We start from the raw sequence: 24,296 nt of genomic DNA, 5'->3' as shown, positions 1-24,296 counted from the left end.
CGCGCCCCACGGATTCGTGACTGGCTGGGAACGACAGGCGGCGCCTCGCCCCGCACGCACGGAGGGAACGCACGCCGATGACACTCGACCTGATCCTCATCGGCCTGGCGATCACCCTCATCCCCTTCCCCGGCATGGCCCTGATCCTGCTCCTGTCCGCCGACGGGGGCGTGCGCAAGGGACTCGCCTTCATCCTCGGATGGCTCGCGTGCCTGGGGGTGGTGATCGCCTGCGTCCTGCTCTTCACCGGAGGCTCACCGCCCAGGGCCCGCACCGCGCCCTCGACCGCCGTCCTCGCCGTCAAGCTGGCCATCGGCGTCGGACTCGTGGCCTACGGCGTGCACCGACACCACGGAGCGAGCCGGCGCAAGGAGGAACCGGGGTGGCTCAGCCGGGTGCGTCACGCCTCGGGATGGTCGGCCGCGGGCATGGCCGTCCTGCTCCAGCCGTGGGGCCTGGTCGCCGTGGGCGCGACGACCGTGATGAAGGCCGACCTGTCCCACACGGCCACCTGGCTGACCCTGATGCTCTACGTCCTGCTGGCCTCGTCGAGTCTCCTGGCGATGGAGCTGTACGCGACCCTCCGGCCCGCCCACGCCACCGCCCGGCTCCAGTCCCTCATGCGCACGATCACCGGCCACCAGGACCAGGCGCTCGTCGTCCTGTGCCTGGGGGTGGGCCTCTGGGTCGTCGGCAGGAGCCTCTACGAACTCGTCTGAGCCGGGACACCCCCGCCGCCGTGAAGGGGCGGGCCGAAGGTGCAGGTGCGGTTCCCGTCCCGCGGTGCTGGAATTGAAGGCGGTGCCGGTGAGGTCGGTGGGGGCGGCCGTCGTCGCACATCGAAGAAGCGGACCGCCAGGCGAGGAGTCGGTATGAGCGGCGACGAAGTCACGGAGATGGGACCTGTCGACTACCTGGTCCTGGAGTTCCCCGGCAATCGGATGACCGGCGAAGGACTGTCCCTCCTGCTGGACCTGGTCGACCGGCGCGTCATCCGGATCCTCGATCTGTCCTTCGTACGCAAGGACGCGGACGGATCCGTCAGCGCGCTGCAGATCGCCGATCTGGACGGCGACGGGCAGCTCGACCTGGCCGTCTTCGAAGGAGCGTCCTCCGGCCTGCTCGGCGAGGACGACCTCCAGGAGGCCGCCGCCGTCCTCGAACCCGGCAACTCGGCGGGCGTGCTCGTGTACGAGAACCTGTGGGCCGCACCTCTGGCGACGGCCCTGCGGCGCAGCGGTGCCCGGATGGTGGCCGGCGGAAGGATTCCCGCCGACGCGCTCCTGGCGACTCTGGAGGCCGTCGAGTCCACCCCCTAGCGGCCCTGCGCCGCCCTTCGACAAGGACCACTCTCATGCCAGGACTTCTCCGCGGGGTCGCCCGCACCGCAGTCATCTCCGGCACTGCCACCGCCGTGTCCAACAGGGTGTCGCGGCGTCAGGCCGGCCGCTGGGCGCAGCAGGCCGAGGAAGCACCTGCCGCGGCCCCGCCGCAGCAGGCCTACAGCGCTCCTCCTCCGCCGCCGCCGCCCCCGGCCGCGGCGTCGATGGAGACGAAGATCGCCCAGCTCAAGGAGCTCGGTCAGCTCAAGGAGCAAGGAGTGCTCACCGAGGCGGAGTTCGACGCCCAGAAGCGCCGCCTCCTCGAATACTGAACCGAGCGACGCGTCCGGCTCTTCGCTCCGGCCGCTCTCCGCTTCGGGCGCCGCCCGTCCCACGGCGGCGCCGGCCCGGATCCGTCAGGCCGCCCCGCCCGCCGTCTTCTCCGGCGGGCGGGGCGCGGCCGCGGGCCCCCGGGGAAGCAGCTCGGAGGTGGCGAAGGCCGTCACGGCCGCCAGGATCACCACCGGGATCGTCTCGGAGTTGCCGAGCATCAGGACCACCAGGGCCACGCTGCTGACCGGCAGCCGCAGAGCGGCCGTCGCGGCAGCGGCCATGCCCGCCGAGGCTCCGGGGATCACCCCGAGCCCGGGAAGCGGAGCGAGCAGGACACCCACCGCCGCGCCCAGGAAGAGCACCGGGAACACCAGCCCACCGCGCAGACTGCCCAGACACAGGGCGTAGGCGACGGACTTGAACAGCAGGACGGCCAGCAGGGCGCCCACACTCCAGGCATGCGGATCGGCGGCCAGCTGGGTCAGGGTGGCCTGCCCGGAGGAGGCGACCTCCACCGGAGAGCGGCCCGTCACGACCGCGTACAGGGCCGCGCAGCCGCCGGCGCCGACCGCGCAGAGCAGCGTCCGGACGAGCGGGGCCGGCGCCACGAAGGCGGCGGCCAGCCGGCCTCCGATGATCATCAGGTGCACCAGCGCTCCGATGCCCACCGCCAGCACCATCGCCCACACCACGTCCCCGGTGTCCAGGCGCGGCGGCGCCGTGGGGAAGTGCACGGAGAGGCCGGCCGTCTCGAGACCCGTCCAGCGTCCGAAGCCGGTGAACACGATCCCGCCGATGCCACTCGACAGGAGCGAGGGGAGCAGGATGACGAACAGCCGCGGTCCGCCCACGCCCGCCACCTCGATCAGGAGCACCGCGGCGACCAGCGGATTGCCGAAGATGGCCGCGATCGCCGCCGCCGCTCCGGCGGCCCCAAGGAGCGCGGTGCTCTGGGGAGTGGCGGGGGCCCGGACGAGCCGACGGAACAGCAGGGCCAGCCCGCCGCCGAGCGCGATCAGAGGCGCCTCGGGGCCGAGGACCGCACCGAACGGCAGGCTCGCGGCCGCGGCGACGACCACTCCGGGCAGCGCGGCCGCCGATGCCCCGCCCGGGTGCAGTCCGGAGGCGGGCACGTGACCGCCCGCACCGGGCAGACGAGCCACCACAAGCCCCACGACGGCCCCGGCGACGGCGAGCAGGGGCAGCGGCCACCACGCCGGCGGGGTGGCCCAGCCCCACGCCTTCGGCAAGTCCGCCCACAGCGCGTGCTCCGCTTCGTGCAGGGCGACGAGGAACCAGAAGGCGGCCAGGGAGACGGGGATGCCGATGAGCGCGCTGAAGAGCAGGATCTTGCGGTACCCGGGGGTGCGCAGCAGGTCCCGGAGTCGGTCGGCCTCGTCGGACTCCTCGGAATCCGGGGACGCGGCCGGGCGGGCGGAGGGCGCCGTCATGGGTGCGGTCTCTCCTCACGAGGGGCGAGGGGCGAAGGGGTCACGGTTCGCGCTTCTCCGGCGGCGGGGTGGACTGGCGTCGCTCCAGACCGAGCCGTACCGCTCCCACCATGACCTTCGCGATGAGGCCCACCAGGATGAGGTCGGCCACCATCTGGACCGTGGTCAGCACCCGTGCCGTCTGGGAGAGGGGCACGATGTCGCCGAAGCCGACCGTGGCGAAGACGGTCACCGTGAAGTACAGCGCGTCGGTCCTGTCGAGCGGTTCGGAGAAGGTGTGCGCTCCCTGCTCGCGCCCGTACAGGAAGTAGGTGGCCGAGAACAGCAGCAGGAAGAGGGGGACGGCGGTGGTCAGCGCCTCGACGGCACGCAGCCGGGGGTGGGAGGAGCTGACGATGCTGACCGCCTGCAGGCCGAGCAGCGCACCGATGCCGAGGAGGCCCAGGGCGAGCACGGTGGCGGTGTTGTGATCGAGATCGCGGTCGAGGGGGAGCAGGAAGTACAGCGTGGTGGTCACCGCCACCACGGCCGAGGCGCGCAGGAGGGGCAGGAGCAGACGCACCTGGTGCGACCGCCCCTTGCCGTCCGCCCGCGGGGCGCTCATGAGGGCCGCGGTTCTCTCTCGCCGTCCCGTCGGCCGGTACCGTCCGCCGGCCCGGTGTCGTCGAGGAACTCCCGTACGGCGAAGGCGGCCAGGACCGCGACGACGATCCACAGCACCACCACCGTGCTCGGATAGGACCACGTCACGAGGACGATCAGGGCGACCACCAGGATGAGCGCGCCGATCCACCGCTTGTGGCGGTGGACGAACCGCCCCACCGCACCGAGCCGCAGGCCACCCGAGGCGGCGGCGCCCCGCGCGGCCGCGATGCCACTGGCGCACGCCCGCCGGATCGTGACGGCGGGGCGCGAAGGCCCGGCCAGGAAGGCACCGCAGGCCGTCACCAGAGCGACCGCGGCGACCGCGCGGACGGTGGCCCGCAGGAATCTGACGAGCGCGTCGAACACGGCCGCCGCCGCGTCCTGCGACACCTCTGCCGGCAGACGGTCGAGGTAGATGCCGCGGAAGACGGTCAGACTCACGCCGAGAACCAGCATCCCGAACGCCACGGCGAGCGCCGTCGCCACCAGGACGCGCCGCCGGTGGGCCGCCAGCAGGACCCCCGCCGCCGCGATCAGGACGGTGACCACCGGAAGCCACGAGCCGACGATCTGCAGGATCCGGGTGTACGTCTTGACCTTGGAGAGCTCGTCCGAGGAGAACACCACGAAGTCGGTGTGCACGTCGGGGATGCGCGCGGCCGGGGAGAAACCGGCCTTCACCAGCTCGTCCTTGGCCCGTTCGATGACGGGGGCGACGTCGATCGCCACCTGATCGCCCTTCAGCTCCACGGCGCCGCCGCCCTTGCCCGTGAGCGCCTTGTCCAACGACCTGTGTGCCACCCGGTTGCCCTCGCGCCACAGCGTTTCGAAGGCGGAACTCGTCACGATGCGGCGGACCGTACTGCTCACCAGCTCCTTGAGGCCGCTCTCGATGGGGCCGCTGAGTTCCTTGATCAGTTTCCCGGCGGCGGGCGGCGCCCCCTCCCGCTCGGCGGCCGTGGAGAGTTCGGTCACCAGGGCCTTCACGTCGATCTGGTCCAGGATCGCTGTCGTCGCCCGGTTGGTCACCGCCGTCTGGACGGCCGGGTCCGAGGCGAGCGGTGCGACGGTGTCGACGTAGCGGTCGGTGTCCGCCACCATGCTGTCGGCCCACACCGCGACGACGGACAGCACGGACAGCACCGTGGCCAGGCATACGAGCAGGGCGGACAGCACCGACCGCCACCGGTGACGGCGTGGCCTGCCGCCGCTCTCCAGTTCCGCGATACGGCGCTGAAGATCCGCCCACTCGGTTCCGCTCCCCGTGGGAGAGGGGGAGCCGGGTGACGGCTCCGGCTGCCGTGGCTGGGGTTCCATACGGATCTCCTGCGAGAGCGCACCGCGGGGGTCGCGAGCGGCGGAGCACCCGCCGCCAGTCCAGCAAAGGCGCTCCGACCGCGTCCCGCGACCGGAGCGATGCCGTCCGTCCCCCGTTCGGCAGACGTACCGTCAGGGCGAGCCGGACGGCGGCGTACGGCCGTCCGGCTGAATCCGCCCCGTCTCAGTGCGTCTCCGCGACCTCTGCCTGCCCTCGGCCGGCGGTGGCGCGGCCACCGCCCGCGTTGGTCTCCCGCAGTTCGCGCTTGAGGATCTTGCCGGTGGCGTTGGTGGGCAGGACGTCGAAGAACTCCACCAGGCGGGGGTACTTGTAACCCGCCATCCGATCCCTGCACCACTCGCTCAGCTCCTCCTCGAGGACCTTCGCCTGCGGGGCGAGGACCACGCAGGCCTTGATCTCCTCGCCGTGCCGCTCGTCCGGCAGACCGACGACGGCCACCATGCTCACGGCAGGGTGCGTGAGCAGTACCTCCTCGACCTCCCGCGGATACACGTTGAAGCCTCCGCGGATGATCATGTCCTTGGCGCGGTCGACGATGTGGAACCAGCCGTCGGCGTCCCGGCGGGCCAGGTCACCGGTGCGGAACCAGCCGTCGCGCATCACCTCGGCGGTCGCTTCGGGCCGGTTGTAGTAGCCCTTCATCACGTTGTGCCCGCGGACGACGATCTCTCCGATGGCGTCCGGCCCCTGGACCGGTGTCCAGTCCTCGGCGACCAGATCCACCTCCACGCCCCAGACGGGGCGCCCGATGGAGCCGGGGCGTACCCGCTCCCCCCGGGGCGAGAAGGTGGCGGCCGGGCTGGTCTCCGACAGGCCGTACCCCTCCAGGATGGTGACGCCGAACCGCTCGGCGAAGCGGCGGTGGATCTCCACGGGCAGGGCCGAACCTCCCGATCCCGCCATGCGCAGCTTCGCGGCGATCTGCGGCAGGTCCACGTCGGACGCGTCCGCCTCCAGCAGGGCCCAGAACATGGTGGGAACGCCGGTGAAGAAGGTGACGGCGTGGCGCTGCATGAGGGCGAGGGCCGACCGGGCGTCGAAGCGAGGCAGCAGGACCAGGGTGGCTCCGGACGCCAGGCCCGCGTTCATCTGGACGACCTGGCCGAACGAGTGGAACAGCGGCAACGCGATCAGGTGCACGTCGTGGTCGACCTCGCCGAACAGCTTGTGGCACGTCACCACGTTGAGCGTCAGGTTGGAGTGGGTGAGCTCGGCACCCTTCGGCCTGCCGGTGGTGCCGGACGTGTAGAGGATGACCGCGGTGTCGCCGGGCTCGGTGGCGACCGTCTCGAAGTCCGCGCTCTGGTCGGCCAGGGCCGCCGTCAGCGTCTGTGCGCCCTCGATCGGCGAGACCGCGGAGGGAGCGCCCGTCATCAGGAAGAAGTGTTCACAGCCCGGCGTGTCGAGGAAGCCGGCCCGGCCCTCCTGCCCCAGCGGCAGTTCGGCGCCGCCCTCGAAGCAGAAGTACGCCTTCGCGTCCGCGTCGGCCAGGTGGTACGCGATCTCACGGCTCTTGAGCAGCACGTTGAGCGGGACGACCACCGCGCCGGCCTTGAGGATGCCGTAGTAGACGATCGGGAACCACGGCAGGTTGGGGCAGGACAGGGCCACCTTGTCGCCCGGCCCGATGCCGCGTGAACGCAGCAGGTTCGCCACGCGGCGGGCGGCCGCGTCGAGTTCGGCGTAGGAGAGCCGCTGGCCACCCAGGACGATCGCGGTGCGGTCGGGCACGGTACGGGCGCTGGTCTCCAGCACCATGGCGAGGTTGAGCATGAGGTCTCCGTGGGGACGTGGCGGTCGGTGCGGGCGCGCGACGGGTCAGCCGCGCAGCGCGGACGCGAGGAGGGCGGGCAGCTTGGCGAGGCTCGGCGCGGCCGTGAACCGCGTGAGGCGTCGCACCGTGGTCTGCGCGGTGCGATGGGTGACGAAGTACGGGGGACGGGGTGACAGGGACGGGTCGCCCGTGACCAGGCCGCGCGGCGCGGGCGTGAAGGGCGCGCGCACCACCGTCTTCTCGACGTCCTCCAGCATGAACGCGTTGTGCACGAAGCCGGCGCCGCTGCCGATGTCCTGGCGGGTGTGGCCGGGGAAGGCGCCCCAGGGGGTGAAGCCCAGCAGGAAGCCGACCGCGGACCAGCAGTTGACGCCCAGGGTGCCGTAGCGCAGCTCCGAGACGGCGGTGCGGACCGCCTCTCCGTGGGCCTTCTCGGTCCGCGGATGGACGATCAGGGTGGCGCCGAGGGTCCCGGGGAGCGTGTCGTTGGCGAAGTCCACGGCATGGGCGAGGAACGCGTCAGGAGTGGAGCCGGGCAGACGCACGACCGCCAGGGCGCTGCCGAAGACCTCGCCGGTGATCAGGGGGTCGGCGTGGTCGGTGAGGTCGGGGACGAGCAGGCGGCTGCCCTCGCCGTGCGTCTCCGCCTCCGGATGGGCCGCGAGGACCGAGGCGAGGCGCTCCGCGGAGCCCGGGTAGTAGTCGGTGCGGGGCGGCAGGGCGCGCAGGACCCGCCGGATCTCGTCCAGGAGCCGGTCGGTGCCGTCCCAGTCGCGCGGCAGGACCAGGACCTGGCTGGCGATGCAGTTGTGTCCGGAGTTGTTCATCTTGCTGGTGACGATGTGTTCGGCCTGGAAGCGGAAGTCGGCGTCGCTCCAGGGTCCGGGCACCACGATGCAGGGGCTGACACCTCCCAGTTCACTGCTGAAGGGCTTGTCGATCAGTGGCCGGTCGTCGCGGCGGCGCCGCTCGGCGTCCTCGCCGGTGCCCCAGACGATGGCGTCATGGGTGCGGTCGCTGCCGGTGACATGGATGGTGTCGACACCCTCGTGACCGGCGAGGTGGCCGCCCTCCGCCGCCCCTCCGTCGACGAACCACACCCAGCCGCGCTCGACGAACTCGGCGAAGACGTCCTCGAAGTGGGGCCGCAGATAGGCGTTGACCGGGTTCATCTTGGCGATGACGACCTGGCCTTCGGCGTAGAGCTTGTGCAGGATGTCCAGCGCGGTGATGGCGGCGACGTTGCCGGCGCCGAGCACCAGGGCGACGGCCGGGGGACCGGGCCTGCCCCGGTACTCGCCCGCCGCGCGGGTCCGGACCCGGTCCGCGGTGACGCCGGGACGCATCCGCACCCGGGCCGAGTAGCCGTTGAGCAGCAGGACGTCCCAGCCGGTGGCCGGGAAGACGTCGACCCAGGTCCGGCCCGCGTCCTCGTGGACGGCCTTCGTCTCCACCGGCTCCTTGCCCGCGGCGACGCGCCGCAGGACGTGCAGGAACGCCGAGGCGTTCTGCGCCAGCGCCCACGGCCCGCCGATCCAGTCTCCAAACGGTGTGATGTGGTGCCGAGGGCGCGGGCATGGCGGTGTTCCGCCAGGCGGTGGCGCGCGAGGCGATGAGGGTTCGGGGGGTGCGTCGGGTCAGCGGAAGCGGCGACGGTACTCCGCCGGGGTGGTTCCCAGCCGGCGTTTGAAGGCGCGGTGCAGGCTCTCGACGGAGCCGAGGCCGCTGGTGGCGGCGACCTCCGGCAGGGTGCGGTCGCTCTCCTGCAGCAGCCGGCGCGCGGCCTCGAGCCGTGCGGACTCGACGTAGGCGGCCGGTGTGGTGGCCGTGCGCCGGCGGAAGAGCCGTGAGAAGTGGCGCACGCTGAGGTGCAGTCGCGCGGCGAGCGCCTCGGCGGAGAGGTCGTCGGTGAGGTGCTCGCCGATCCAGACGCGCAGGTCGTCGATCCGGTCGCCGGTGGCGGTCGACACGGCGAGCGGCACGCTGAACTGGCTCTGGCCGCCGGAGCGTTTGACGTACATGACCATCATCCGGGCGGTGGACAGGGCGAGGTCCTGGCCGTGGTCCTCGGCGACCATGGCCAGCGCCATGTCCATCCCGGACGTGATTCCGGCGCAGGTCCAGACCCGGCCCGCGCGGATGAAGATCGGGTCCGGATCGACGGCGACCCGCGGGTGGGCGGCGGCCAGTCGCGCGGCCGTGAGCCAGTGTGTCGTGGCGGGCAGGCCGTCCAGCAGCCCCGCCTCGGCCAGCAGGTGCGCGCCGGCGCAGATCGAACCGATCCGGCGGGTCCGCGGCGCCGAGTCCCGCAGCCATTCGACGATCCCGCGATGGAGCACCGGCGCGACACCCGAGGCGTCGACGGTGATCGCACCCGAGACGAGCAGCGTGTCCACGTCGTCGTCCACCTCCGCGAGCGTCAGGTCGGCCATTACACGCACCCCGCTGGAGGTGGTCACGGGTTCGCCGTCCGGCGTCGCGATACGGACGACGTAGCCGGGGCGACCGGCGTCGGCGACCCGGGTGGCGACGGAGAACACCTCGGCCGGTCCGGTGACGTCGAGCAGTTCGGCACCGGGGAAGGCGGCGATGACGACTCTGTGGGGCTGGAGCATGGGCTGATCATTTCGCGCCACTTCAATGGCCGCAATGACCATGTTCTGTCACATTCGGCCATGGAGTCCGCGGTGTCCGTCGCGCGGGTTCTTCTCGTGCGTAGGTGTACGCGTCCACGTTTGCGGGCGTGCCCGGTGTGCGCCATCCCTGGCGCCGCCCCGCGCGCTCCGCCCGCCCGCGCGGCCCTTTCGTACCGTGCCGGTGGTCAGCGGCCGGCCGAGGCCTGCTGGGTGTCGGCGCCGGAGCTGACGTGTCGGTGGGTCTCCTGGGGGCCGTGCCAGTCCAGGCACATCACGGTGGCGTCGTCCTCGAGCCGGCCGCCGGCGGCGTCCCGTACCGCCGAGGTCAGCAGCAGGGCGGTCTCCCGAGGGTGGAGGTCCCGCGTGCGCTCCAGCAGGGTGGGCAGGTCGACCGTCTCTCCGTGGCGTTCGAGCATGCCGTCGGTGAACATGAGCAGCCGGTCACCGGGGCGCAGGTCGACGTCCTGCACGCGGTAGGGGTGGGGCATGGGCACGGACAGCCCGAAGGGATGGTCCACCTCGAAGGTGAGCGCCTGCGCGGCTCCTTCGCGCATGCGCAGGGGCCAGGGGTGGCCGGCGTTGACGAGCTGGGCCTGGCCGGTGTGGATGTTGATGCGGAGCAGCTGGCCGGTGGCGTGGCCGCGTCCGTGGTCGGCCAGGGCCTGATCGGCCAGGTGGGCCTGCTCGGCCAGACCGGCCCCCGCGCGACGGGCCCCGCGCAGGGCGCCGAGCAGGACCGTGGCGGCCAGGGCGGCGTCGAGGTCGTGACCCATGGGGTCGGTCACCGACACGTGCAGGGTGTCCCGGTCCAGGATGTAGTCGAACGTGTCACCGCTGAGGTCCTCGGACGGTTCGAGGTGTCCGCACAGGGTGAACTGGGCGGCCTCGCACGACAGGGACGGGGGCAGCAGCTGGTACTGGATCTCCGCCGCGAGGGTCGGCGGCCTGGAGCGTTTGCCCCAGGTGTAGAGATCGGTGAAGCGCCCGTTGGCGATCACGACGTAGGCGAGGATGTGCGCCGCTTCCGCGACCTCGTCGAGCACGTCCGTGCCCGGACCGGCCGGCAGGAGCAGTTCCAGGAGTCCGATCGCGTCTCCCCGGTTGGTGACCGGCACGATCACCCGATGCCCCTGGTCGGTCGCCTCCTGGTACAGCCGCTGGGTACGGACCACCTGCTCGTACACGCTGCCGAACAGGGGGATCCGTTCCGGCTCCCGCCCGCCCTCCACGGCCCCGGCGGTGGACAGCCGTGCCACCGCCTTGCCCGTCAGGTCCACGATGAGGAACGAGACCTCCACCGCGTCGAACCGCCGGCGCAGGTCCCGCGCGACCACGTCGACGGCGTCCACCGGCGCCGCCGTCTCCGCCGCCGTCAGCAGCCGGGGAAGCCCACTCTGCCCACCGCTCACGGCCACGGTCCTTTCGATGAGCCCCTTCATCCGCGGCTTGGGAAACCGCTGGGCTCTCCCCTCCCATCATGGACCGACGCGTACCGGTCCGCCGCGCGGCCCGGGGCCCGGCCCGGGGAGCCACGTGACGGCCGGATGGTCACGCCGCGGAGGGTGCCGGTACCGCCGGTGCCGCGACCGGGGTCAGGACACGCCGTTACCGGATCACGGCCGCTGCGGCGAGCCGGTGGCCAGGTGATGCCTGCGGGGGAGCGGTGTCAGGGCCGCGCCCCCGCAGGCTGCCGGGGTGGCCGCCGTCAGGGGGTGGTGATGCGCTCCACGGCCTGGACGGTGAGCCGGCGGTCGTGCGGAGCGGTGTCGAGGGCGCGGTGGAGGGTCAGGCCCTCGATGAGCGCGTCGAGCTGGCGGGCCGTGTCGGGGTCGAAGTGCCGTTCCAGCAGCTGCCGGCTGCGGAGCATCCAACTCCGTGTCAGCTCCCGGTACTCGGGGCGCCGGGCGGCGAGGGTGTAGAGCTCCTGGGTGAGGATCAGGTCGCGCTGCGGCCCGTCGGAGAGGGTGTGGACGAGGCTGGTGACCGCTTCGCGCGCCTGGGCCGGCCCTTCGGCCGAGTTCAGGTGCCGCTCGAAGACGGTGACGATATGGCCGGCGAAGCGGGTGAAGGCTTCGCGGAGCAGTTCGTCGATGCCGTCGAAGTGATAGGTCATCGAGCCGAGCGGCACGCCGGCGCGGGCGGCGATCTTGCGGTGCGAGACTCCGGCGACGCCTTCCTCGGCGATGTGGTCGAGGGTGGCGGTGAGGATGCGCTCGCGGCGCTGGGGGTCGCTGTGTCCGGTGGCCATCGAGCCGGACCCCTCAGAGGTCCCGGATCGGCCGGGCGGGGTTGCCGACGGCGACGACGTTCGCGGGGATGTCCTTGGTGACGACGGATCCGGCGCCGATCACGGTGTTGTCGCCGATGGTCACACCGGGGCAGACGATCACGCCTCCGCCGAGCCAGACGTTGTCCCCCAGGGTGATGGGGAGCGCGGCCTCCAGCTTGTCCCGCCGCGGCTGCGGCTCCAGGGGGTGCGTGGGCGTGAGGAGCTGGACGTTGGGCCCGATCTGGCAGTCCTCGCCGATGGTGATCGCCGCGACGTCCAGTGCGGTGAGGTTGTAGTTGACGAAGGTCCTCGCCCCGATGGAGATGTTGCTTCCGTAGTCCACGTACAAGGGCGCCCGCACCACGACGTCCGCGCCGACGTGGCCGCAGAGCTCGGCGAGCACCGCCGAGGCCGTCGCCGGGTCCCGCAGGCTCGCGGCCTGGTAGTCGGCGGCGAGCCGCGCGGCACGCAGTTGCCTCCGGGCGATCTCGGGATCGTCCGCGATGTAGAGGTCGCCCGCGAGCATGCGCTCCACCGGGGTGCGCGGATCGCCGGCGAAGTAGTCGGTCGTCATGCGTACGATCGTACACTCAGAAGGTACGTTCGTACACTCCATGCCCGTGCCCCCCCCCACACGAGTCGGGGCGCCGGGGCACGGCGCGGCCGCCCGGGACCTCGGGAAGCGCTACTTCCCGTCACTTTCTCTGCTCTCGGGACAAAGCATGGACGCCGTCAGAAGAAGTCCCTACGGTGTCCGTTGCGACGGTGGGGGCTCACGGCCCTCACCCGCAGCGACTCCGTGTCCGGGACGACGGCGCGCCCCGGCAGCGGTGGATCCCCCCTTGCCCGATCGAGCCCTCCAAGCCGAGGGCCGTCAGGAGGTCACGTGCATCCACGGCTGTCCACCCGGCGACTGGCCAGACGCCTGGCCGGACCGTTTCTCGCCTCGTTACTGGGCCTCGGCCTGGCGGCCGGCCCGGCCCCGGCCGCCGGCTCCGCCCCCGCCGCTCTCCCGCCGCAGGAGCCCGGAGTCACCCTCCGCGTCTTCGACGTGCAGGCGCCGCTGAGCGATCTCTGCACGCTGAAAGCGGGACAGACCCCCAACATCGACAAGCTGATGCCGGTCATCGACTGGTCCACGTCCGGGGACTTCGGTCTGGAGAGCAACTTCGTCACCCATGTCATCGGCAATCTCGGCGCCCCGCAGTCGGGCGGCTACACCATCCGCCTCACCAGCGACGACGGATCCCGCCTCTGGCTCGACGGCCGCCTGCTGATCGACCACGGCGGCCTCCACGGTGCCGAGCCCAAGGAGGCGACCGTCGACCTGACGGCCGGTCACCACGCGTTGCGTATCGAGCACTTCGAACGCGACGGAGGCCAGCAGCTGACCCTGGCGTGGAAGCCGCCCGGCGCCTCCGGCTTCACCGTCGTGCCGAACACGGCCCTGAGCACGGACGCCGGCGTCGTCCGTGTGACCGCGCCCGGCCGCAAGGAATGCGAGGCCGGCACGGACTCGCCCGGTGACGGCCTGCCCCTGACCGGTGTGCACCCCGATTTCACCCTCACGCAGCTCCGTCCCAGCGGCTTCGAGCCACAGGTCTCCGCGATGGACTGGCTGCCCGACGGTCGTCTCGCCGTCACCACCTGGGGCGGCAGCAACAACACCCTCGGCGAGGTCTATCTGCTGTCCAACGTCACGGGAAGCACCGGCCCGGACAAGGTGACCGTGAAGAAGGTGGCCTCGGGTCTGAAGGAGCCCATGGGCATCAAGTACGTCGACGGCAAGCTCTACGTCTCCCAGAAACACGAGCTGACCGAGCTCGGCGACACCGACGGCGACGAGGTCACCGACCAGTACCGGAGGGTGGCGACCTGGCCCTTCGGCGGCAACTTCCACGAGTTCGCCTTCGGCCTGCTCCACAAGGACGGGTTCTTCTACCTGAACCTCTCGGTGTCCATCAACTACGGGGGCGCGACCACGGATCCGCAGCCCGCCCCGAACCGCGGGACCACCATCAAGGTGAACCGGCAGACCGGCGCCGTGTCGTACGTCGCCGGTGGGCTGCGCACCCCGAACGGCATCGGATGGGGCCCCGAGGGCGACATCTTCGTCACCGACAACCAGGGCGGCTGGCTTCCCTCGTCGAAACTGGTGCACATCAAGCAGGGCCGGTTCTTCCACCACCGCACCAACCCGGTCGGCCCCTTCGACACCCAGCCGGTGACCAAGCCGGTGCTGTGGCTGCCGCAGAACGAGATCGCCAACTCGCCCAGCACACCGCTCCAGCTGACCGAAGGCCCGTTCGCCGGACAGATGCTGTTCGGAGACGTGACGTACGGGGGCATCCAGCGCGGATTCCTGGAGAAGGTCGGCGGCGAGTACCAAGGCGCGGTCTTCCGCTTCACCCAGGGGCTGGAGGCCGGCGTGACCCGCATCAGCGTCGGGCCCGACGGAGCGCTGTACGCGGGAGGGCTGGGTGCGGGCGGCAACTGGGGTCAGGAGGGCAAGCTCAGTCACGGCCTGCAGAAGCTCACACCCAACGGCTCCCACACCTTCGACATCCGCGCCATGCGCGCTGTTCCCGGCGGCTTCGCCCTCGACTACACCCAGCCCGTCTCGACGGAGACCGCCGCCGAACTGGGCACACGCTACAAGGTCAAGCAGTGGCGCTACGTGCCGACCGCGGCCTACGGCGGCCCGAAGGTCGACGAGGAGACGCTCACCGTGCAGTCCGCCACACTCTCCGCCGATCGCAAGACGGTCACCCTGGCCCTCCCGGGACTCAAGACCGACCGGGTGGTCCACGTCCGCTCCCCCCGGCCCTTCAGTTCGTCGACCGGGGAGCCCTTGTGGAGCACCGAGGCGTGGTACACGCTCAACCAGCTGCCCGGCGGGACGTCCGGGACCGGAGAGGTGAAGGGAGTGGGCGGCAAGTGCCTAGACGTCGACGACTCCCAGACCGCCGACGGCACGAAGATCCAGCTGTGGACCTGCAACGGCACGGCCGCCCAGCGGTGGACCGTCTCCGGTGACGGCACGCTGAAGGTCCTGGGCAAGTGCCTGGACGTCTCCGACGGAGGGAGCGCGGACGGTACGAAGGTCCAGCTGTGGACCTGCAACGGGACCGGCGCCCAGAAGTGGGCGCCCCAGGCGGACGGGACGGTCCGCAACCCGCAGTCCGCCAAGTGCCTGGACGCCTCGGGAGGCGTCTGGAACGACGGCACCGCCGTCCATCTCTGGAGCTGCCACACCGGCCCCAACCAGAAATGGACACTGCCGTGACATGACGGTAGGCCCGGTCCTCACCGTAACGGGCCCCGTTACGGTGAGGACCGCACCCAGGGCGGCCGCCGGGGAGCAGGCCCCCCGCCGGGCCCCTGTCCGTCAGGCGCCGCGGCGGCGCAGCTCCGGCTCGGCGAGGGATGCCGGGACGTAACCCGCGTCCCGGGCGGAGAGGTTGGTACCCGGAGGGATGATCTTGTCGATCCGGTCGAGGACGTCCCGGTCCAGGCGGATGGCGTCCGCGCCGAGCTGGCCCTCCAGCTGCTCGAAGGTGCGCGGGCCGATGATGGCCGAGGTGATCGCCGGGTGCTCCAGGACGAAGGCGAGCGCGAGCTGGACCAGCGTCAGGCCCGCCTCCTCGGCGAGCCGGGCGAGCGCCTCCGCCGCGTCGAGCTTGGCGGCGTTCTCCGGGGCCGCGATGTCGAAGCGCTCGGCCTGCCGGTCCGAACGGCTGGAGTGGGGCTGCTCCGCGCCCTTGCGGTAGCGCCCGGTCAGCCAGCCCCCCGCCAGCGGACTCCAGGCGAGGACCCCGAGGCCGTACCGCTGGGCCACCGGGAGCACCTCCCGCTCGATGCCGCGGGCGAGCAGCGAGTACGGCGGCTGCTCGGTGACCACGCGCTCGCGCCCTCGGCGCTCGGCGATCCACTGGCCCTCGACGATCGCGGACGCCTCGAAGGTGGAGGTACCGATGTACCGGATCTTGCCCTGGCGCACCAGGTCGGTCAGGGCGCCGAGGGTCTCGTCGAAGTCGGTCTCCGGTTCCGGCCGGTGCACCTGGTAGAGGTCGATCCAGTCGGTGCCCAGGCGGCGCAGACTGTTCTCGACCTCCTGGATGATCCAACGGCGGGAGTTGCCCCGCTCGTTCGGGCCGTCACCGAGGCTTCCGTGGAACTTGGTGGCGAGTACCACGCCGTCCCTGCGGCCACCGGCCAGGGCCTTGCCGACGATGGTCTCGCTCTCGCCCGCGGAGTAGACGTCGGCCGTGTCGACGATGTTGATGCCGGCGTCGAGGGCGCGGCGGATGATCCGTACGCCGTCCTCGTGATCGGTGTTGCCCCGGGCGCCGAACATCATCGTGCCCAGGCACAGCGGGCTGACCTTCACGCCCGTACGGCCCAGATTGCGGTACTGCGTCATCGTGCACTCTCCTGCATGAGGTGATCGGTGGAGTGGAGGCGGGTGGCTCCCGCGTCCGAGGAAGGGGAGCCGTCGCGGAAGGCGTCCCAGAGCCTGCGGTAGGGGCCGTCGGCGGCGAGGAGTTCCTCGTGGGTGCCGCTCTCGGCGATCCGGCCGCCGTCGAGCACCACGACACGGTCGGCGCGCGCGGCGGTGGTGAGCCGGTGCGCCACCACGACCGTGGTACGCCGTCTGGTCAGGGCGGCCGTCGCGGCGGTCACCCGCCGCTCGGTGGCCAGGTCGAGCGAGGCCGTCGCCTCGTCCAGCAGCAGCACGTCGGGGTCGACGAGTTCGGCTCGTGCCAGGGCGATGAGCTGCCGCTGGCCGGCGGACAGGTTGCGCCCCCGTTCCCCGACCTGCTGCAGATAGCCCCGGGGGAGCGCCGCGACCATCTCATGGGCGCCGACGGCCCGCGCCGCAGCCTCCACGTCGGCGTCCGGGGCGTCCGGCCGGCCGTAGGCGATGGCGTCCCGCACGGTCCCGCTGAAGAGGTGGGGTTCTTGCGGGACAAGGCCGAGCCGGCGCCGGTAACCCGCCAGGTCGAGCCCCCGCAGGTCCTCCCCGTCGACCCGGACCCGGCCCGAGGAGGGATCATGGAAACGGGCCAGGAGTTTGACGACGGTGGACTTCCCGGCCCCCGTCGTCCCCACGAGCGCGACGGTCTCGCCCGGCGCGATCCTCAGGCGCAGGTCGCTCAGCACCTCGCGCCCCCCGGGATAGGCGAAGGACACCCCGTCGAACTCCACCTCCCCGCGCAGCCGGCCGACCGGGCGCGGGTCCGCGGCGGGCGGTGTGCCCGTGCGCGTCCGCATGAGGGCCCGCAGCCGCGACAGGCCGATGACCGCCTGCTGGTAGCCGTCGAACACCTGCGACAGCTGCTGGATGGGAGCGAAGAACAGCTCCACGTACAGCAGGAACGCGATCAGCGTGCCCGCGGTCAGCCGGCCGTCCGTCACCCTGCCCGCCCCGACGACCAGCACGGCGGCGGCGGACAGCGTCCCCAGGAACTCCACGAACGGGAAGAAGAGACCCATGTACCGCTGCGCTCGCAGTCTGGAGTCCCGGAACTCGCCCGCCAGCTGGGCGAAGATTCGCGCGTTGTGCTCCTCCCGGCGGAAGATCTGGGTGACCCGGATCATGGCGACGTTCTCCTGCAGCGAGGCGTTCACGACGCTGACCCGCTCGCGGGCCTCCCGGTAGGCAGGGACGGAATGACGGCGGAAGACCGCCGTCGCGACGGCGAGCACCGGCACCACGGCCACCAGCACGAGGGCGAGCGAGGCGTCGATCACCAGGAGGGCGGCGAGCACGCCGACGATCGTCAGCCCGCTCACCACGGCCGTGATGAGACCGGTCTGCACGAAGGTGGACAGGGCGTCCACGTCCGTGGTCATCCGGGTCATGATCCGGCCGCCCGACTCGCGCTCGTAGTAGTCGAGTCCGAGCCGCTGCAGCTGGGCGAAGGTCTTGACCCGCAGGGTGTACAGCAGGCGCTCGCCGGTGCGGCCGGTGGTGCGGACCTGCAGGACGCCGACGACCCAGTTCGCCGCCACGACGACGGCGGCCGCCGCCGCTGCCGCCAGCAGGGAGTCACGGGCGCCCCGGACCACTCCGCCGTCCACCCCGTGGCGTACGAGCACCGGCACGGCGATCTGCGCCAGCGCGTCGAGCGCGACCAGGAGCAGCCCCAGCAGCAGCGGGGCCCGGACGGGCCGCAGCAGGCGGCCCAGCGTCAGGTCCGGCTCGGCGGCCGACGCGGTCTCGACGGACAGTCCCGGATCGGCCCGGGGGAGCGGCAGCCGGGCCAGCCCGGCGAGGACCTCCGGGTCCGGCGGCGCGGAACCGAGCAGTCCGCCACCGCCCGGCGCGCCCCGGCCGGGTCCGGCGGTCGCCGCGGCCTCGGCGAACGCCTGGGCGGCCCGGACCGCCGCGTCGCCTCCCTCGTCGTCCGATGCGCCGTCCTCGTCGCGCCGCCACAGCTCCGCCGTGACGGCGGGGGCCGTGCCGGGGGCGGAGGCGGTGGCCACGGAGTCGTCCGCGATCGGAGCCTGCCGGTCCTCGGCCCCGGCGGACGTCTGCTCCGAAGCCGACAGCAGAGACCGCAAGAGCGGCGAGCGGGAGCGCAGTTCGTCGAGCGTGCCGGTGTCGACGACCCGCCCGCGGTCCAGGACGGCGATCCGGTCCGCCAGCTCCAGCGTGGAGCGCCGGTGCGCCACGATCAGCGTGGTGGGCCGGCGCGCCGCCGTCCGCAGCGCCTCGTGGATCTCCGCCTCCACCCGTGTGTCGACGGCCGACGTGGCGTCGTCGAGGACGAGCACCGCCGGATCGGCGAGGAGCGCCCTGGCGAGCGCGATCCGCTGCCGCTGACCTCCGGAGAGGGTCAGCCCCTGTTCGCCGACGACCGTGTCGTACCCGTCGGGCAGCCGCTCGACGAACTCGTCGGCGCGGGCGAGCCGCGCCGCCGCCCGGATCCGCGCGTCGTCGGCGTCGGGAGAGCCGTAGGCGATGTTGGCCCGCACGGTGTCGGAGACCAGCAGCGACTCCTCGAAGACGAACCCGATCCGCGCACGCAGCGCGTCGAGCGACAGGTCCCGCACATCGTGGCCGCCGACCCGGACCCGGCCGCCGGTCACGTCGTACAGGCGGGGAAGCAGCGCGGCCGCCGTCGACTTCCCGGAGCCGGCGAGCCCGATGAGGGCGACCGTCTCACCCGGCCGGATGTCGAGCGAGAAGCCGCGCAGCAGCGGCTCCGCCGTCCCGTACCCGAAGATGACGTCCTCCCAGGCGACCGCCGGCGCTCCGTCCGGCAGCTGCGCCGGGTCGGCGGCCCCGGTCAGACCGGACGTCTCGTCGATGACCTCCAGGACCCGCACGGCGCCCGCACGGGCCGGCTGCCACACCGTGAGCAGGGTGGCCAACTGCCGTACCGGCGTGACGAACGAGCCGAGGTACGTCGTGAAGGCGAGGAAGGTGCCCAGGGAGATGCGGCCGTCCAGCGCCATCCACCCGCCGAGAGCCAGCACGCCCACCTGCCCCAGGGCCGGGACCGCCTGCAGCGCAGGGTTGTAACGGCTGGTGTAGCGCACCACCCGCAGGCGGGAGGCGAACAGACGGCGGGCACGGCGGTCGAGCCCGGCCAGCTCGCGCTGCTCCTGACCGAACCCCTTCACCACCCGCACCCCGGTGACCGTGGCCTCCACGGCGGAGGCGACCTCGGCCGCCTCCTGCTGGGCGTGCCAGTTCGCCGGGAAGAGGTCCCGGCGGCTGCGGAACGCGATCAGCCAGAGCAGCGGCCCCACGACCAGGGCCACGGCCGTCAGCAGCGGCGACAGGACCGCCATGAGGACCACGGAGGCCAGGAACATCAGGATGTTGCCCGTGAGGTTCGGCAGGAACTGCAGCAGCGTCTGGATCAGGGTGATGTCCGAGATGGACCGGCTCACGGCCTGCCCGGTGCGCAGCTCGTCCTGTTTGGACCCGCCGAGCCGCACGAGCGAGGCGAACGCGTCGTTGCGCAGGTCGTACTGGACCCCGAGCGACACCTTTCCCGAACGGTAGCGGCGGGTGAAGCTCACGACGAGGCGGACGGCTCCGAGGGAGACGAGGAGGGCGCACCAGGCGGCGGGCGAGCCGGCCGTCCCGGCCGCCACGGAGTCGACGACATGGCGCAGCACCAGCGGCAGCGTCGCGGTGGCCACGGCCGCGACGACCGCCGCGCCGTAGGCGAGGACGAGATCACGCCGGTGGCGCAGGCAGTAGCCCAGGAGCCGCCGCGCCCACCCGGCCGGGCGGGGCCGGCCGGGGCCGGCCACCGTCGCGGCGGCCGGCCCGGACGGACCCCGAGGGGGACAACCGGTCACCGGGCGTCCACCAGCACGTCGGCCGGCCGGCCCGCACCGGAAGCGGACGGGTCGAAGTGCCGGTTGTCCGGACGCGCGAGCCCGTAGTGGTCGCGCAGCGTCGTCCCGCTGTACTCGGTACGGAACAGGCCGCGCTCCTGGAGCAGCGGCACCACCCGGTCGACGAACCGCTCCAGGCCCGACGGAAGCACCGCCGGCATGATGTTGAACCCGTCCGCCGCACCGCTCTCGTACCAGTGCTCGATGGTGTCGGCGACCTGCTCGGCCGTGCCCGCGAAGGTCCGGTGGCCACGGCCGCCACCCAGCCGTCCGATCAGTTGGCGCACCGTCAGGCGCTCGCGCCGGGCGAGGTCCACGATCAGGGTGTAGCGGCTCTTGGCCCCCTCGATCTCGTCCTCGGTCGGGATGTCCTCGGGCAGCTCCCGGTCGAGGTGGAGGTCCTCCGGTGCGATCCGCAGCTTCTGCGCGAGCTGACGCTTGGCGTACTCGGGCGAGATGAGCCGGTCGAGTTCGGCGTCCAGCTCCCGCGCCTCGGCCTCGGTGTCGCCGATGACGGGCACGATCCCGGGGAGGATCTTGACGCCGTCGGGGTCGCGGCCGAGGGCCACGGCCCGCTGCTTCACGTCCTTGTAGAACGCGATGCCGTCCTCCAGCGTCTGCTGCGCCGTGAACACCGCCTCGGCGTACCGGGCCGCGAAGTCCTTGCCGTCCTCGCTCGAACCCGCCTGCACGAGGAGGGGGTAGCCCTGGGGCGACCGCTCCACGTTCAGCGGCCCGTCGACGCGGAAGTACGCGCCCCGGTGCTCGACGCGCCGCACCCGCTCCGCCAGGGCGTGCACGCCGCGCTCCTTGTCCGCGACGACCGCGTCGTCGGCCCAGCTGTCCCACAGCTTGGTGGCCACGTCCACGAACTCGGCCGCCCGCTCGTACCGCTCGTGGTGCAGCGGGGTGTCGTCGAGGCCGAAGTTCCGGGCGGCCTCGGCCCCGGCGGTGGTGACGATGTTCCAGCCGGCCCGCCCGCCGGAGACGTGGTCCAGCGAGGCGAACCGCCGGGCCAGGTTGTACGGCTCGTTGTAGCTGGTCGAGGCGGTGGCGATCAGGCCGATCCGGCTGGTGACCCCGGCCAGTGCCGTCAGCAGCACCGTCGGCTCCAGCTTGCTCGACGGCCGGCGGCCCGGGTCGCCGAAGAGCACGGGGCTGTCGGCGAGGAACACGGAGTCCAGCTTGCCCCGTTCCGCGATCCGGGCCAGGTTCTGGTAGTGCGCGAGGTCGGTCCCGCCCTGCGCCGGGCTCTCGGGCAGGCGCCAGGCGGCCTCGTGGTGACCCACCGACATCAGGAACGCGTTGAGGTGGAGGTGCTTGCGGTCAGGCGTGCGCGGCATGGGACTTCTCCTTCTGGAGGTCGTACGGGGGAGCGGCCGGCGTCGTCACGCCGAGCGCGGTGAGCAGGGCGTCGCGGTACTCCTGGAACCGGGGGTCCCGACGGGTCCGGGGGGTCGGCAGGTCGACGGCGAGGTCCAGGGAGATCCGGCCGTCCTCCAGGACCAGGACCCGGTCGGCCAGCTCGACCGCCTCGTCGACGTCGTGGGTGACCAGCAGCACGGCCGGCCGGTGGCGCTCGTACAGCTCGCGCAGCAGACCGTGCATCTTGATCCGGGTCAGCGCGTCGAGCGCGCCGAACGGCTCGTCGGCCAGCAGGAGTTCGGGGTCGTGCACCAGAGCGCGGGCCAGCGCGGCGCGCTGTTGCTCCCCTCCGGAGAGTTCGTGCGGCCAGGACCGCTCCCGCCCCGCGAGCCCGACCTCCTCCAGCGCCGTCAGCCCGCGCTCCCGCGCGCCGGGGCCGCGCAGCCCCAGCACCACGTTCTCCAGCACGCGCAGCCAGGGCAACAGGCGCGAGTCCTGGAACGACAGCGACACCCGGTCGGGTACGACGAGTTCACCGGAGCCGTCGACGCCGTGGTCCAGACCGGCGACCGCGCGCAACAGCGTGGACTTGCCCGAACCGCTGCGCCCGAGGAGCGCGGTGAACTCGCCCGGAGCGAGGTCCAGGTCGACGTCCTCCAGGACCACCCGCTCGCCGAACCGGCGGACGAGCCGCCGGGTCCGGACGGCCGGTGGTGCCTCGGTCAGCCCGCCAGCGTGCGTCGCCATGACAGGGCCCTCCTCTCGATCGCACGGACGAGGGCGTCGGAGGCGAACCCGAAGACGCCGTACGCCACCAGACCCACGATGATCACGTCGGACTGGGCGTACTGCTGGGCCTGGAACATCATGTAGCCGATGCCGCTGGTCGCGTTGATCTGCTCCACGACGATCAGACCCAGCCAGGACGAGGTGACGCCCAGGCGCAGCCCGACGAAGAACCCCGGCAGGGACCCCGGGATCACGACCTTCCGTACGAACCGCCCACGGCTCAGCCTCAGGACCTCGGCGAGCTCCACGTGACGGCTGTCGATGCTCGTGAGCGAGGCGTAGGTGTTGATGTACATGTTCACGGCCACGCCGAGCGCGATGACCGTGACCTTCATGTCCTCGCCGATGCCGAGCCAGAGGATCAGCAGCGGAAGCATGGCCAGGGACGGGATCGCCCGTTTGATCTGCAGGGGCCCGTCGACGAGGTACTCACCCGTGCGGCTGAGGCCCGCCACCACGGCCAGGGCGACACCGGCGAGCACGCCGAAGAAGAGGCCCAGGCCCGCGCGTTGCAGGGAGACCAGCACGTTGCCCTGCAGGCGTCCGTCGGCGACCAGGTCGGCGGCGGTGGTGACCACGCTCGCGGGGCCGGAGAGGATGCGCGGATCGAGCACCCCGGCGGCGGAGGCGGCCCACCACGCGGCGAGGATCAGCGCCGGCCCGAGCAGCCTTCCCAGCGGCACCGGACGTCCGGGACCGAGCCGCCGTCGCCGGCCGGCTCGGCGGGGCCGCGTCGTGCCGCCGTGGCCCGTCGGGGAGGTGCCGGTGGCGCGTCCGGTGGGCGCGGGCGCCTCACCGGTCCCGCCGGACGCCGCCCCGGGGGCGACACCCCCGTGCGTCCGGCTGTCGTCGACGACGGCCGTGGCGCGGTCCTCGGCGACCGCCACGCCCCGCGAGGTCCCCGTGGGGGACAGCGCCTCACTCATGTCGCCTCCCGGTACCGAGCCGGAACGGCCTGGGCCGCGAGGCCCTCGAACCGGCGGTCGAAGAGCCTGGACACGTCGAAGCGGGGGACGAAGCCGCCCTCGGCCAGCAGGTCGGCGGTCTCCTGCTCCCAGGCGATCGCCTCGTCCCAGCGTGCCGGGAAGTGCGGCTCGTTGAGGGAGGCGACGATCCGCTTGCCGTCCGCGCGGGAGACGCCCTGGTCCTTGACGTAGTAGGCGTCGATCCAGCGGTCGGAGTGCTCCCACGCCCACACCGAGCCGCGCGCCCACAGCGGCACGAAGCTGCGGACGGCCGCGGCCTTCGCCGGGTCGTCCAGCACCTCGGCCGGGGCCCACAGGACCGTCAGCAGGTCGACGACGTCGGTCCGCACGTCGCGAGCGCCGTCCTTGCGGTACTGGTCCAGGTACTTGGTCAGGGTCGGCTCGCCGAGCGGAGCGACGTCCACCTGCTTCGACTGGAGGGCGGTGAGGAACTGGGTGCTGGGCAGGGCCACCAGCGTGACGTCCTTGTGCGGGATCCCGGCCTTCTTCAGCGCGCGCAGCACCACGACACCCTGTGCCTGCCCCTGGGAGAACGCGATCTTCTTCCCCCGGAAGTCCTCCGTCCGCGCGATCGACGATCCGGGGGCGGTGGCGAACACGTAGGTCGGCTTCCTGCGCAGCTGAACCGCCACGATCCGCGCCCGCACCCCGATCGCGTCGGCCTGGATCGGGGGAATTCCCGCGTTGCTCGCCAGGTCGATCGAGCGCGCCCGGAATCCCTGGATGATGTCCGGCCCCGCCGACAGATTCGGCCACTCGGACACCTTGAACGGCAATTCCTTCAGCAGGCCGGCTTCGGCAAGCTGAATGCGCGACGTGCGTACGGCGACGGAAAGAGCGGTACCGGGCGGCGGGGGCGCGGTGGAAAGGGCCTTGACGGAGGCGGCGCCGGGCGCGGCGGAAGGTGGCGGCGCGCACCCGGCGGCGGCGAGAGCCGCACCGCCCGAGAGGGCGAGGAATCCTCTGCGACCGAGGAGGGGAGGAGCGGGAACGGGTGACATGGAGGTCCTGTTCTGGGAAGAGCCG

19 protein-coding genes are annotated in these 24,296 nt (G+C 72.4%); 4 read left to right on the top strand and 15 right to left on the bottom strand.

Annotated features, from left to right (window positions below):
* Positions 1 to 77: 77 nt before the first annotated feature.
* The 3 genes from ACZ68P_RS28770 to ACZ68P_RS28760 all read left to right on the top strand — a co-directional run bounded on the left by ACZ68P_RS28770 (position 78) and on the right by ACZ68P_RS28760 (position 1,654).
* The gene (locus ACZ68P_RS28770) at positions 78 to 719 is read left to right on the top strand and encodes a GAP family protein (RefSeq protein WP_471011264.1); all 642 of its coding nucleotides are present in this window, start codon (positions 78 to 80) and stop codon (positions 717 to 719) included.
* 153 nt (positions 720 to 872) lie between these two features.
* Positions 873 to 1,319, top strand: a complete 447-nt coding sequence (locus tag ACZ68P_RS28765) for a DUF6325 family protein (RefSeq protein ID WP_471011262.1) — start codon at positions 873 to 875, stop codon at positions 1,317 to 1,319.
* Positions 1,320 to 1,354: 35 nt separating this feature from the next.
* A complete protein-coding gene (locus ACZ68P_RS28760; RefSeq protein WP_471011260.1) occupies positions 1,355 to 1,654 on the top strand; it encodes an SHOCT domain-containing protein in 300 nt (99 codons plus the stop codon).
* A gap of 84 nt (positions 1,655 to 1,738) precedes the next feature.
* Here ACZ68P_RS28760 and ACZ68P_RS28755 read toward each other — a convergent pair whose 3' ends face one another.
* The 9 genes from ACZ68P_RS28755 to ACZ68P_RS28715 form a co-directional block, all read right to left on the bottom strand.
* Positions 1,739 to 3,106: a chloride channel protein gene (locus ACZ68P_RS28755; protein WP_471011258.1), complete on the bottom strand. Its 1,368-nt coding sequence runs from the start codon at positions 3,104 to 3,106 to the stop codon at positions 1,739 to 1,741.
* A gap of 40 nt (positions 3,107 to 3,146) precedes the next feature.
* Positions 3,147 to 3,710: a potassium channel family protein gene (locus ACZ68P_RS28750; protein ID WP_471011256.1), complete on the bottom strand. Its 564-nt coding sequence runs from the start codon at positions 3,708 to 3,710 to the stop codon at positions 3,147 to 3,149.
* The gene (locus tag ACZ68P_RS28745; protein WP_471011254.1) at positions 3,707 to 5,068 is read right to left on the bottom strand and encodes a hypothetical protein; all 1,362 of its coding nucleotides are present in this window, start codon (positions 5,066 to 5,068) and stop codon (positions 3,707 to 3,709) included. The genes ACZ68P_RS28750 and ACZ68P_RS28745 overlap by 4 nt, the downstream gene beginning before the upstream one ends.
* Positions 5,069 to 5,252: 184 nt before the next feature.
* On the bottom strand, positions 5,253 to 6,863 hold the full coding sequence (locus tag ACZ68P_RS28740) for a long-chain-fatty-acid--CoA ligase (RefSeq protein WP_471011252.1): 1,611 nt from the start codon (positions 6,861 to 6,863) through the stop codon (positions 5,253 to 5,255).
* Positions 6,864 to 6,908: 45 nt separating this feature from the next.
* A complete protein-coding gene (locus ACZ68P_RS28735; protein ID WP_471011251.1) occupies positions 6,909 to 8,318 on the bottom strand; it encodes an aldehyde dehydrogenase family protein in 1,410 nt (469 codons plus the stop codon).
* 183 nt (positions 8,319 to 8,501) lie between these two features.
* Positions 8,502 to 9,479 (bottom strand): GlxA family transcriptional regulator, encoded by a 978-nt coding sequence (locus tag ACZ68P_RS28730; protein ID WP_471011249.1) that lies wholly within the window; start codon positions 9,477 to 9,479, stop codon positions 8,502 to 8,504.
* A 206-nt stretch (positions 9,480 to 9,685) separates the two neighbouring features.
* On the bottom strand, positions 9,686 to 10,849 hold the full coding sequence (locus ACZ68P_RS28725; protein ID WP_471011384.1) for a PP2C family protein-serine/threonine phosphatase: 1,164 nt from the start codon (positions 10,847 to 10,849) through the stop codon (positions 9,686 to 9,688).
* A gap of 356 nt (positions 10,850 to 11,205) precedes the next feature.
* The gene (locus ACZ68P_RS28720) at positions 11,206 to 11,748 is read right to left on the bottom strand and encodes a TetR/AcrR family transcriptional regulator (protein WP_471011247.1); all 543 of its coding nucleotides are present in this window, start codon (positions 11,746 to 11,748) and stop codon (positions 11,206 to 11,208) included.
* A 13-nt stretch (positions 11,749 to 11,761) separates the two neighbouring features.
* A complete protein-coding gene (locus ACZ68P_RS28715) occupies positions 11,762 to 12,343 on the bottom strand; it encodes a sugar O-acetyltransferase (RefSeq protein WP_471011245.1) in 582 nt (193 codons plus the stop codon).
* Between the two features lie 312 nt (positions 12,344 to 12,655).
* On the opposite strand from ACZ68P_RS28715, the gene ACZ68P_RS28710 reads away from it, so the two are divergent.
* Positions 12,656 to 15,055, top strand: a complete 2,400-nt coding sequence (locus ACZ68P_RS28710) for a lectin (RefSeq protein WP_471011243.1) — start codon at positions 12,656 to 12,658, stop codon at positions 15,053 to 15,055.
* Between the two features lie 102 nt (positions 15,056 to 15,157).
* Here the strand turns inward: ACZ68P_RS28710 and ACZ68P_RS28705 are convergent, their stop codons facing one another.
* The 6 genes from ACZ68P_RS28705 to ACZ68P_RS28680 are packed head-to-tail and all read right to left on the bottom strand — an operon-like array spanning position 15,158 to position 24,271.
* Positions 15,158 to 16,192, bottom strand: coding sequence for an aldo/keto reductase (locus ACZ68P_RS28705; protein WP_471011242.1), 1,035 nt, complete (start codon positions 16,190 to 16,192; stop codon positions 15,158 to 15,160).
* Entirely contained in the window at positions 16,189 to 20,091 is a 3,903-nt protein-coding gene (locus ACZ68P_RS28700; protein ID WP_471011239.1) for an ABC transporter ATP-binding protein, read from the bottom strand. Before ACZ68P_RS28700 ends, ACZ68P_RS28705 begins: the two co-directional genes overlap by 4 nt.
* Positions 20,088 to 21,473 carry an LLM class flavin-dependent oxidoreductase gene (locus ACZ68P_RS28695; protein ID WP_471011237.1) on the bottom strand — a complete coding sequence of 462 codons (1,386 nt, stop codon included), beginning with the start codon at positions 21,471 to 21,473 and terminating at the stop codon, positions 20,088 to 20,090. Before ACZ68P_RS28695 ends, ACZ68P_RS28700 begins: the two co-directional genes overlap by 4 nt.
* A complete protein-coding gene (locus ACZ68P_RS28690; RefSeq protein ID WP_471011235.1) occupies positions 21,457 to 22,242 on the bottom strand; it encodes an ABC transporter ATP-binding protein in 786 nt (261 codons plus the stop codon). Before ACZ68P_RS28690 ends, ACZ68P_RS28695 begins: the two co-directional genes overlap by 17 nt.
* Positions 22,218 to 23,210 (bottom strand): ABC transporter permease, encoded by a 993-nt coding sequence (locus ACZ68P_RS28685; protein WP_471011234.1) that lies wholly within the window; start codon positions 23,208 to 23,210, stop codon positions 22,218 to 22,220. The genes ACZ68P_RS28690 and ACZ68P_RS28685 overlap by 25 nt, the downstream gene beginning before the upstream one ends.
* Positions 23,207 to 24,271 carry an ABC transporter substrate-binding protein gene (locus tag ACZ68P_RS28680; RefSeq protein ID WP_471011232.1) on the bottom strand — a complete coding sequence of 355 codons (1,065 nt, stop codon included), beginning with the start codon at positions 24,269 to 24,271 and terminating at the stop codon, positions 23,207 to 23,209. The genes ACZ68P_RS28685 and ACZ68P_RS28680 overlap by 4 nt, the downstream gene beginning before the upstream one ends.
* Positions 24,272 to 24,296 lie beyond the last annotated feature (25 nt).

Source organism: Streptomyces sp. NPDC036822, assembly GCF_055609145.1.
Note: the sequence above shows the minus strand (reverse complement) of the source record. Positions and strands in the feature narration are given on the sequence as shown.